Here is an 11,646-nt window from a genome sequence, read left to right as displayed (position 1 = left end):
TAGTCAACTGATTATCAGCATCACAAGTAACACTCGTGAATTCGAGAGTTTATTTGCGATTGCTGAGCCAAGTTTAGGGTTTTCTCAAAACCCAAGCAGTATTGAACTGAAGAGTTTGATCATGGCTCAGATTGAACGCTGGCGGCAGGCCTAACACATGCAAGTCGAGCGGCAGCGGGTCCTTCGGGATGCCGGCGAGCGGCGGACGGGTGAGTAATGCCTAGGAATCTGCCTGGTAGTGGGGGATAACGTTCGGAAACGGACGCTAATACCGCATACGTCCTACGGGAGAAAGTGGGGGATCTTCGGACCTCACGCTATCAGATGAGCCTAGGTCGGATTAGCTAGTTGGTGGGGTAAAGGCTCACCAAGGCGACGATCCGTAACTGGTCTGAGAGGATGATCAGTCACACTGGAACTGAGACACGGTCCAGACTCCTACGGGAGGCAGCAGTGGGGAATATTGGACAATGGGCGAAAGCCTGATCCAGCCATGCCGCGTGTGTGAAGAAGGTCTTCGGATTGTAAAGCACTTTAAGTTGGGAGGAAGGGCAGCTAGTTAATACCTGGTTGTTTTGACGTTACCAACAGAATAAGCACCGGCTAACTTCGTGCCAGCAGCCGCGGTAATACGAAGGGTGCAAGCGTTAATCGGAATTACTGGGCGTAAAGCGCGCGTAGGTGGTTCAGCAAGTTAGAGGTGAAATCCCCGGGCTCAACCTGGGAACTGCCTCTAAAACTACTGAGCTAGAGTACGGTAGAGGGTGGTGGAATTTCCTGTGTAGCGGTGAAATGCGTAGATATAGGAAGGAACACCAGTGGCGAAGGCGACCACCTGGACTGATACTGACACTGAGGTGCGAAAGCGTGGGGAGCAAACAGGATTAGATACCCTGGTAGTCCACGCCGTAAACGATGTCGACTAGCCGTTGGGATCCTTGAGATCTTAGTGGCGCAGCTAACGCGATAAGTCGACCGCCTGGGGAGTACGGCCGCAAGGTTAAAACTCAAATGAATTGACGGGGGCCCGCACAAGCGGTGGAGCATGTGGTTTAATTCGAAGCAACGCGAAGAACCTTACCTGGCCTTGACATGCTGAGAACTTTCCAGAGATGGATTGGTGCCTTCGGGAACTCAGACACAGGTGCTGCATGGCTGTCGTCAGCTCGTGTCGTGAGATGTTGGGTTAAGTCCCGTAACGAGCGCAACCCTTGTCCTTAGTTACCAGCACGTTATGGTGGGCACTCTAAGGAGACTGCCGGTGACAAACCGGAGGAAGGTGGGGATGACGTCAAGTCATCATGGCCCTTACGGCCAGGGCTACACACGTGCTACAATGGTCGGTACAAAGGGTTGCCAAGCCGCGAGGTGGAGCTAATCCCATAAAACCGATCGTAGTCCGGATCGCAGTCTGCAACTCGACTGCGTGAAGTCGGAATCGCTAGTAATCGTGAATCAGAATGTCACGGTGAATACGTTCCCGGGCCTTGTACACACCGCCCGTCACACCATGGGAGTGGGTTGCTCCAGAAGTAGCTAGTCTAACCGCAAGGGGGACGGTTACCACGGAGTGATTCATGACTGGGGTGAAGTCGTAACAAGGTAGCCGTAGGGGAACCTGCGGCTGGATCACCTCCTTAATCGAAGACTTCAGCTTCTTCATAAGTTCCCACACGAATTGCTTGATTCAATTGCGAAGGCGATTGGGTCTGTAGCTCAGTTGGTTAGAGCGCACCCCTGATAAGGGTGAGGTCGGCAGTTCGAATCTGCCCAGACCCACCAATTGTCGCGGGGTCGTATGACCGGTTGACATTGGGGCCATAGCTCAGCTGGGAGAGCGCCTGCTTTGCACGCAGGAGGTCAGGAGTTCGATCCTCCTTGGCTCCACCATCTCCAGGCTGACCAAGAGTCCAGAATTGAATATCCGTAGTGGGATATTGAATTCTGAACTTTGCTTCAGAATCGTTCTTTAAAAATTCGGGTATGTGATAGAAGTGACTTGTTGAGTGTTTCACTGCACTCAATAATTCAAGGTAAAATTTGCGAGTTCAAGCGCGAATTTTCGGCGAATGTCGTCTTCACCCCTATGATCACGAGCAGATTGCTTGGGGTTATATGGTCAAGTGAAGAAGCGCATACGGTGGATGCCTTGGCAGTCAGAGGCGATGAAAGACGTGGTAGCCTGCGATAAGCTTCGGGGAGTCGGCAAACAGACTTTGATCCGGAGATCTCTGAATGGGGGAACCCACCTAGGATAACCTAGGTATCTTGTACTGAATCCATAGGTGCAAGAGGCGAACCAGGGGAACTGAAACATCTAAGTACCCTGAGGAACAGAAATCAACCGAGATTCCCTTAGTAGTGGCGAGCGAACGGGGATTAGCCCTTAAGCTTCTTGGATTTTAGCGGAACGCTCTGGAAAGTGCGGCCATAGTGGGTGATAGCCCCGTACGCGAAAGGGTCCAGGAAGTGAAATCGAGTAGGACGGAGCACGTGAAACTTTGTCTGAATATGGGGGGACCATCCTCCAAGGCTAAATACTACTGACTGACCGATAGTGAACCAGTACCGTGAGGGAAAGGCGAAAAGAACCCCGGAGAGGGGAGTGAAATAGAACCTGAAACCGTATGCGTACAAGCAGTGGGAGCCTACTTTGTTAGGTGACTGCGTACCTTTTGTATAATGGGTCAGCGACTTATATTCAGTGGCGAGCTTAACCGAATAGGGGAGGCGTAGCGAAAGCGAGTCTTAATAGGGCGTTTAGTCGCTGGGTATAGACCCGAAACCGGGCGATCTATCCATGGGCAGGTTGAAGGTTAGGTAACACTGACTGGAGGACCGAACCGACTACCGTTGAAAAGTTAGCGGATGACCTGTGGATCGGAGTGAAAGGCTAATCAAGCTCGGAGATAGCTGGTTCTCCTCGAAAGCTATTTAGGTAGCGCCTCACGTATCACTCCAGGGGGTAGAGCACTGTTTCGGCTAGGGGGTCATCCCGACTTACCAAACCGATGCAAACTCCGAATACCTGGAAGTGTCAGCGTGGGAGACACACGGCGGGTGCTAACGTCCGTCGTGAAAAGGGAAACAACCCAGACCGTCAGCTAAGGTCCCAAAGTTCTAGTTAAGTGGGAAACGATGTGGGAAGGCTTAGACAGCTAGGAGGTTGGCTTAGAAGCAGCCATCCTTTAAAGAAAGCGTAATAGCTCACTAGTCGAGTCGGCCTGCGCGGAAGATGTAACGGGGCTCAAACTAGACACCGAAGCTACGGGTTCGTCGTAAGACGAGCGGTAGAGGAGCGTTCTGTAAGCCTGTGAAGGTGAGTTGAGAAGCTTGCTGGAGGTATCAGAAGTGCGAATGCTGACATGAGTAACGACAATGCGAGTGAAAAACTCGCACGCCGAAAGACCAAGGGTTCCTGCGCAACGTTAATCGACGCAGGGTGAGTCGGCCCCTAAGGCGAGGCAGAAATGCGTAGTCGATGGGAAACGGGTTAATATTCCCGTACTTCTAGTTATTGCGATGGGGGGACGGAGAAGGCTAGGCCAGCTTGGCGTTGGTTGTCCAAGTTTAAGGTGGTAGGCCGAACACTTAGGCAAATCCGGGTGTTCAAGGCCGAGAGCTGATGACGAGCGTTCTTTTAGAACGCGAAGTGGTTGATGCCATGCTTCCAGGAAAAGCCTCTAAGCTTCAGATAACTAGGAACCGTACCCCAAACCGACACAGGTGGTTGGGTAGAGAATACCAAGGCGCTTGAGAGAACTCGGGTGAAGGAACTAGGCAAAATGGCACCGTAACTTCGGGAGAAGGTGCGCCGGTGAGGGTGAACGATTTACTCGGTAAGCCCATGCCGGTCGAAGATACCAGGCCGCTGCGACTGTTTATTAAAAACACAGCACTCTGCAAACACGAAAGTGGACGTATAGGGTGTGACGCCTGCCCGGTGCCGGAAGGTTAATTGATGGGGTTAGCGCAAGCGAAGCTCTTGATCGAAGCCCCGGTAAACGGCGGCCGTAACTATAACGGTCCTAAGGTAGCGAAATTCCTTGTCGGGTAAGTTCCGACCTGCACGAATGGCGTAACGATGGCGGCGCTGTCTCCACCCGAGACTCAGTGAAATTGAAATCGCTGTGAAGATGCAGTGTATCCGCGGCTAGACGGAAAGACCCCGTGAACCTTTACTGTAGCTTTGCACTGGACTTTGAGCCTGCTTGTGTAGGATAGGTGGGAGGCTTTGAAGCGAGGACGCCAGTTCTCGTGGAGCCATCCTTGAAATACCACCCTGGCATGCTTGAGGTTCTAACTCTGGTCCGTCATCCGGATCGAGGACAGTGTATGGTGGGCAGTTTGACTGGGGCGGTCTCCTCCTAAAGAGTAACGGAGGAGTACGAAGGTGCGCTCAGACCGGTCGGAAATCGGTCGCAGAGTATAAAGGCAAAAGCGCGCTTGACTGCGAGACAGACACGTCGAGCAGGTACGAAAGTAGGTCTTAGTGATCCGGTGGTTCTGTATGGAAGGGCCATCGCTCAACGGATAAAAGGTACTCCGGGGATAACAGGCTGATACCGCCCAAGAGTTCATATCGACGGCGGTGTTTGGCACCTCGATGTCGGCTCATCACATCCTGGGGCTGAAGCCGGTCCCAAGGGTATGGCTGTTCGCCATTTAAAGTGGTACGCGAGCTGGGTTTAGAACGTCGTGAGACAGTTCGGTCCCTATCTGCCGTGGACGTTTGAGATTTGAGAGGGGCTGCTCCTAGTACGAGAGGACCGGAGTGGACGAACCTCTGGTGTTCCGGTTGTCACGCCAGTGGCATCGCCGGGTAGCTATGTTCGGAAGAGATAACCGCTGAAAGCATCTAAGCGGGAAACTCGCCTCAAGATGAGATCTCACTGGGATCTTGAATCCCCTAAAGGGCCGTCGAAGACTACGACGTTGATAGGTTGGGTGTGTAAGCGCTGTGAGGCGTTGAGCTAACCAATACTAATTGCCCGTGAGGCTTGACCATATAACACCCAAACAATCTGGTGATTGTGGGTGCGACTGGTTGAAGTCGACAGACCGAAAATTGGCCTGAACCGCAAAGACAGACTGTCACATACCTGATTCGGGATCGCGTCATCGACGAGATCCCAGCCGAATTGCTTGACGACCATAGAGCGTTGGAACCACCTGATCCCATCCCGAACTCAGCAGTGAAACGACGCATCGCCGATGGTAGTGTGGAGCTTCTCCATGTGAGAGTAGGTCATCGTCAAGCTTCTATCCCAAACCCCCGATCCGTGAAAACGGTTCGGGGGTTTGTCTTTGGGCGCGAGAAAAACCCTTCGCACCAGCCTGATCGCCCAAACCGTTACAGCCCTCCCATAGCGGCAGAATGCGGCGACATCGCTGATAGAGCCTCCAGTTAGCAACCAATAACCAATCGTTCTGCATGTTTTTCCTGCGTCGTTGCACAGACGGGAATACAGGCCGCCGGCCATTCCCACTGAGCCCCCGCAGGAGTCTCCATGATTCACGTTTATCCCCAGCCGATAGCCGAGGCTAGCCATGCCCCGCTATCTCGATGATGCGCAACGCCGGCAGGTCGAGTGCTTGCAGCGCAGCCTGACAGCAAGGACCGACTGGCCGACCTGGCTACTGCTGATCGGCGTTTACACCGGCTGGATTACCTTGCACCTAGCCAGCCCGCACCTCGGCCTAGGGCTGACGACCGTACTGTTGATCCCTGTGGTAGTGCTCTGGCTATCCGTGCAACACGAGCTGCTGCATGGTCACCCGACCCGCTGGACCCTCATCAACAAGCTGCTCGGCTATGCCCCGTTTGCGGTCTGGTATCCCTATACCCTCTATCGCGATACCCACCTGCGTCACCACCGCGATGAGGACCTGACCATGCCGGGCCTCGATCCCGAAAGCCGCTACCTCGGCCAGCACCAATGGAGCACCAGCCCCAGGCTCTCCCGCACGCTGCGCTGGCTCGATAAGACATTGCTCGGTCGACTGCTCCTTGGCCCCCCTTTGACCCTGGCATCGCTGGCCAGGGAAGAGGCTGCTCGCCTGCTCAAGGGGGACATCAAGGCCTGGTCCATGTGGAGCGTCCACGGGGCAGCTACCGTGCTAATGCTCATCTTCATCGCTCGCTATAGCCTGCTGCCTGTCTGGCACTACCTGCTGCTGGTCAGCGTTCCCGCGCTTTCCCTGGCCATGGTCCGTTCCTTCTACGAACATCGCCCTGCGGCGCTCCCGGAACAGCGGACGGTGATCAACGAGGCCGCCTGGCCCTGGAGCTGGCTCTTTCTCCACATCAATCTGCACCTGGTTCACCACGACCTGCCTGGCCTCCCCTGGTACTACCTGCCACGGGTATTCCGCGCACGCCGTGAGCGATGGGTAGCGCGTAGCGGTGGGTTTCACGTGCGCGGCTATGGCGAATTTTTCCGCCGCCACGGACTACGCCCTATCGATAGCCCCCGCCACCCCAGTGCTCAGTGAGGAATCGTCATGCGCCACACGGAATTGCTGATGTACGTCGCTCCGCAATGTGTGGAGGACGCCAACGTCGCCTGGTTACGGCGGATACTCGAATTGCTTGGCGAGGAGCGACTTGCCGCCGATGGACTCAGCCTCCCAGAGCTCTGGACCTCTCCCCGCCTGTTGCTGACCCAGACCTGTGGATATCCGCTGATGACCCAACTGCGCGGGCAAGTCCGCGTGCTGGGCCGCCCCGATTACGTGCTCCCCGACAGTGCAGACGGTTGGCATTGCAGCCTGATCCTCGCCCGCGCAGAGGACGCCCGAACCACCCTCGATGCCTTCCTCGGCAGTCGCGGTGCGATCAACGACGCCGGCTCCAATACCGGCATGAACCTCTTCCGCCATCGCCTCGCACCGTTACAGCAAGGTGGCTCCTTCTTCTCCAGCGTTATCCACAGCGGCAGCCACCGTGAAAGCCTGCGCCTGTTGCGGGAGAACCAGGCCGATCTGGCCGCGGTAGACAGCGTCACCTACGCCTACCTGGCTCGTTACGCGCCGACTGAAGTGGCCGACTTGCGCTTGATCGAGCGCAGCGCCCCCAGTCCCAACCTCCCCTATATCGGCAGGGCCAACCTCAGTGACGCCGAGGCTGTGCGGGTACGCGAGGCCATGAACCAGGCGCTGGACGACCTCCCCCAGGTGGCCAACATCCTGGCTATCCGTAAAGTCCTGCCCGCGAAGGACGACGACTACCGGATCCTCCTCGACTACCAGCAGCAGGCCGTCGCCCAAGGCTTTGCCGAACTTCGATAATTCCAAATGGATCTATAAAAATAGAATTTAAATATTTTTGAAGAATAAGACGCCTTGTTAGGATTCACCCACCGGAACACCGGACCCTCCCTGCATTGACCGATTTATGGAGTGGCCATGTCCGGTGCCGAGAACTCCCACAGCCTTTACGTGGGCACGCTATTCAGCAGTCATTACAACTGGCTCTGCGGACGCTTGCGCCGCTATCTGGATTCCGCGGCCAGCGCCGAAGACGTTGCTGCCGACACCTTCGTCCAGTTGCTCAGCGCGCCGCGCATCGAGCCGATCCGCCAGCCTCGCGCGTTATTGACCACCATTGCCCAGCGCCTGGTCTACCAGGTCTGGCGTCGCCGTGATCTGGAGCGCGCATACCTCGACGCCCTGCTCAACGAGCCCGAACACGATGCGCCTTCGCCCGAAACGCTGGCCCAGATGACCCAGGCGCTGGAGGAGATCGACCGCCTGCTGGACGGCCTCCCCGCCAAGGTCAAAGCCACCTTCCTGCTGTCGCAGGTCAACGGCCTGACCTACCCCGAAATTGCTGCCGAACTGGGCATATCACTGCGCTCGGTGAGCGACTACATGGGGAAGGCCATCACCCGCTGTCTCCGTGCCAGCCTGGATTACCGACATGAGCAATGACCAGGACGCCCTGATCGAACAGGCTTCGCGCTGGATAGTGCTGTTGCGTTCCGGAGCGGCCAGCGACGAAGACTTCTACGCGTTCAGCGCCTGGCGTGCGCAGGACCCGCGCCACGAACGCCTCTGTACGCATCTCGAGCAAGCCCTGGGCGTTTTCAGGCGCCCGGTCGTACAGGACGCCGGTGGCGAGTTGCTGCAACGGGTGCTCCAGGCACCCTCCAGCCGGCGGCAACTGCTGCAGAGGGCGCTCGTGGGCAGTGGTCTGATGGTCGGTGCTGGATTGCTGGGCAACCGTGTCACCCCGCTGGATGAGCTGACCGCCGACTTGCGCACCGGCACCGGCCAGCGCCGTAGCCTGCATGCAGAAGACGGCAGCAGACTGGTGATCAATGCGCGCAGCGCGGTGGACCTCGATTTCGATATCAACAGACGACTTGTACGCTTGCGGGGTGGTGAGCTCCTTGCCCAAGTGGCTCGCGCCGATCGCAGGCCCTTCATCGTACATACCGGCATGGGCCAGGTGTCCTCCGCCGGTGCCGGCATGATGGTCGCCGAGCGGGATGGCCGGAGCCGCGTTCTCGCCCTCGGCGGCCCGCTGGAACTGGTTAACCGCAGCGGCGTTCGCCTGCGACTACCGGCCGGCCAGGCTGTGGATTTCGGCCCCCATCGCTTCGGCCCGGCGTTGCAGGCGAGGCTTGGCGAAACTGCCTGGGTCGATGGCCTGCTGGAAGTTCGCGACAGCCCGTTGCGGGACGTGATTACAGCGCTGCGCCCCTACCGGGCAGGCGTCTTGCGTGTGCACCCAAGCCTTGAAGGCATGCGCGTCAGCGGCCTGTTCCGCCTGGACGCCAGCGATCAGGTGCTGGACGCCCTCAGTCGCACCCTGCCGCTGCGCATCGTCCGCCGGACCGACCTGTGGATAAGCCTGCTCCCGGCCTGATCGGTTCTAAGGCCATAACCAAACGATCTGCAAGATTCCGCAGCGCCGATGCACACCCCATGCGAAGGCGCTGCAGGGAGCAGCGCCATAACGGATTCCTTGGGGGAGTCATCTTGCGTCCTATCGCTGCTTCGCATCGCCGCCGTCTTGCGGCCTTTGCCCTCGGCCCTTTGGCCAGTTTCATTTTCACGTGCGCACACGCGGCCGAAGAAGCCCGGCACAGCTACCACATCGCTCCCGGTCCGCTGGATGAAGTGCTCCTCAACATCAGTCGCCAGAGCGGCCAGGTCATCTCCTTCACGCCCGATGTGGGCCGCTTCTCCGCCGCTGCCGTGGAGGGCGATCTCTCGGCCGCCCAGGCTGTGAACGCCGCCCTGCGTGGTACGGGGCTCGAGCTACAGGTCAGCCCGGCCGGCGCCTTCATCGTCAAGGGCGGTGGCGTACGTCCCGCCAAGCCAGCGTCGAGCCAGGTCACACCGCCGGCTGCCGTGCCGGAAGAACCCGTGCTGGAGCGTGTGATCTCCGTCGGCACCCGCCGTCACGACACCACTGCCCTGACCAGCGCAGCCCCGGTGGATGTCATCGACAGCAAGGAACTGGTCCGCATCGGCGCCACCAGCCTCAACCAGGCGCTGTTCCAGTTGCTGCCCTCGTTCAACTTCCCGCAAAACCAGAGCGCCACCCGCGGCCAGGACCCCAAGGGCGCGTCCCTGCGCGGCCTGTCGCCGGACCAGACCCTCGTGCTGGTGAACGGCAAGCGCCGGCATGCTTCGGCGGTGGTCAACATCTCCGGCGGCGTTCCTTTCATCGGCGCCCAGCCGGTGGACCTGGACATGATCCCCATCAGCGCCGTCGACCATATCGAAGTGCTGCGCGATGGCGCCTCCGCGCAGTACGGCTCGGACGCCGTGGCCGGGGTGATCAACATCGTCCTCAAGGAACGCGACAACGGTGGCCAGGCCAACGCGCGCATCGGCCAGTACGGCCAGGGCGATGGCTTCAGCAAGTCGGCGGATGTCTGGCACGGCCTGGCTTTACCCGGTGATGGTTTCCTCACCCTCAGCGCCAATGGCCTGAACAACAAGCCCACCGATATCGGCGACAAGTTCATCGCCGAAGGCAAGGTCCAGGACCCGCGCTGGGGCGGTGCCAGCCGCGAGAAATACAACCTCGCCGCTAACGCTGAGATCGGCCTGGACGACCGCTGGCGGCTCTACAGTTTCGCCACCTACGGCCAGGACGAGTCCTTCAACAACACCCCGCCGCTGCTGGCCGGCAGCCCGAACAACGTGCCGGCGATCTACCCCGACGGCACCATTCCCAAGTATCGCTATCGCTATGAAGACGGTGCGCTAACCGTGGGTTCCCGCTTCGAGGACGCCGGCATCGGCCGCCTCGATCTCAGCGCCACCTATGGGCGCGACAAGCACGACGAGAAGGCCTTCAACACCGTCAACCCGAGTTACGGCGCCGCTAGCCCGACGCGATTCGAAGTCGCCACCCTGATCAACGAACAGACCAATCTGGCCCTGGACTACGTGCGTGACCTCGATGTCGACTGGGCCGCCAGTCCGCTGACCTTCTCCGCCGGTGCCGCCTGGCGCGAAGAGGAGTACCGGCTGGAGGACGGCGACTTCGCTTCCTACTCCTTCGGCGGTATCGATGGCGTGCAAGTGGGTGCCGTGCAAGCTTCCGGCCTGCAGCCGGACGATGCCGGCACCTACAAACGCAAGGTCGGCGGCATCTACCTGGGCCTGGAGACCCAGCTCACCGAAAAATTCCAGTTCGGCCTGGCCGGACGAACCGAGCACTACGACGATTTCGGCACCACCAGCACGGGCAAGATCTCGGCGCGCTACGAGCTGACCCCGGAGATCGGCATTCGCGGCACCCTCAACAATGCCTACCGTGCGCCCACCCTGGGGCAGATCGGCACCTCCTGGACCACCACCACCAACGTCGACGCCAACGGCAACCCCGTGCTCACCCGCATGCTGCCGGTCAGCCACCCGGCTGCGCAGGCACTTGGCGCCCAGGACCTCAAGCCGGAGAAATCCACCAACTATTCCGTCGGCCTGGTGTTCCGCCCCAGCGACCGGGCTTCGTTGACCATCGATGCGTACCAGATCGATATCCGCGATCGCATCCTCTTCAGCGGCGGTATCTCCGGCCCGGAGGCCGAGGCGATTCTCGCCGCAGCGGGCTTTGGCCAGTACGCCTGGGCGCAGTTCATGACCAACGCCGCCGATACCCGCACCCGCGGCGTCGACATCGTCGGCAAGTACGACATCGACCTGGCGGCCTACGGCGACCTCGACCTCTCCGCCGGCTACACGCGCACCCGCACCCGCATCGAGAAGGTCCATGCCAACCCTCATGGCTTCGAGACGGTCACCCGCGAATCCCGTGGGTACCTGGAGCACGGCTACCCGGAAGACAAGCTAGTGCTGGGCGCCGTGCACCGCCTGGGCCCCTGGACGGTCAGCCTCTACCAGACCCGCTACGGCGAGTACCGCAAGTACGCCGCCTCCGCCAGCAATGCCCAGTTCGACCAGACCTTCTCCGCCCAGTGGGTAACCGACCTGGACGTGAACTACGCCTTCACCGAGCAACTGCGCCTGTCGGTGGGCGCCAACAACCTGTTCGACAGCCATCCCGACGACTTCAATCCGCGCCTGCGGCAGACCCCGGCGCAGCAATACAGCTACCTGGCTCCGGCGGCGCCGGAAGGGGCCTTCTACTACACCCGGCTCAGCTACGACTTCTGACCGGTC

Annotated in this window: 5 protein-coding genes, 2 tRNA genes and 3 rRNA genes; all 10 read left to right on the top strand. The window is 59.1% G+C overall.

What is annotated here, in order from left to right; translation table 11 throughout:
• The first annotated feature begins 103 nt into the window (after positions 1–103).
• The 10 genes from DM872_RS11175 (at position 104) to DM872_RS11130 (ending at position 11,640) form a co-directional block, all read left to right on the top strand.
• Positions 104–1,640, top strand: a 16S ribosomal RNA gene (locus tag DM872_RS11175).
• A gap of 65 nt (positions 1,641–1,705) precedes the next feature.
• Positions 1,706–1,782, top strand: a tRNA-Ile gene (locus DM872_RS11170).
• Between the two features lie 32 nt (positions 1,783–1,814).
• Positions 1,815–1,890 (top strand) — tRNA-Ala (locus DM872_RS11165).
• Between the two features lie 227 nt (positions 1,891–2,117).
• Positions 2,118–5,008: ribosomal RNA gene (locus tag DM872_RS11160) — 23S ribosomal RNA — on the top strand.
• Positions 5,009–5,144: 136 nt separating this feature from the next.
• Positions 5,145–5,260: ribosomal RNA gene (gene rrf / locus DM872_RS11155) — 5S ribosomal RNA — on the top strand.
• Together the 16S, 23S and 5S rRNA genes with 2 tRNA genes alongside form the textbook arrangement of a ribosomal RNA operon.
• Positions 5,261–5,550: 290 nt before the next feature.
• A complete protein-coding gene (locus DM872_RS11150) occupies positions 5,551–6,495 on the top strand; it encodes a fatty acid desaturase (protein ID WP_179059557.1) in 945 nt (314 codons plus the stop codon).
• A 3-nt stretch (positions 6,496–6,498) separates the two neighbouring features.
• Complete coding sequence (locus DM872_RS11145) at positions 6,499–7,290, top strand: phosphate/phosphite/phosphonate ABC transporter substrate-binding protein (RefSeq protein WP_373273704.1); 792 nt, start codon at positions 6,499–6,501, stop codon at positions 7,288–7,290.
• Between the two features lie 117 nt (positions 7,291–7,407).
• The gene (locus tag DM872_RS11140; RefSeq protein WP_179059555.1) at positions 7,408–7,932 is read left to right on the top strand and encodes a sigma-70 family RNA polymerase sigma factor; all 525 of its coding nucleotides are present in this window, start codon (positions 7,408–7,410) and stop codon (positions 7,930–7,932) included.
• Entirely contained in the window at positions 7,922–8,872 is a 951-nt protein-coding gene (locus DM872_RS11135) for a FecR domain-containing protein (RefSeq protein ID WP_179059554.1), read from the top strand. Before DM872_RS11140 ends, DM872_RS11135 begins: the two co-directional genes overlap by 11 nt.
• Before the next feature lie 113 nt (positions 8,873–8,985).
• Positions 8,986–11,640: a TonB-dependent receptor gene (locus tag DM872_RS11130; protein WP_256873368.1), complete on the top strand. Its 2,655-nt coding sequence runs from the start codon at positions 8,986–8,988 to the stop codon at positions 11,638–11,640.
• Positions 11,641–11,646: the final 6 nt, after the last annotated feature.

Source organism: Pseudomonas taiwanensis (genome assembly GCF_013393345.1).
Classification (GTDB): Bacteria; Pseudomonadota; Gammaproteobacteria; order Pseudomonadales; family Pseudomonadaceae; genus Metapseudomonas; species Metapseudomonas resinovorans_C.
Note: the sequence above shows the minus strand (reverse complement) of the source record. Positions and strands in the feature narration are given on the sequence as shown.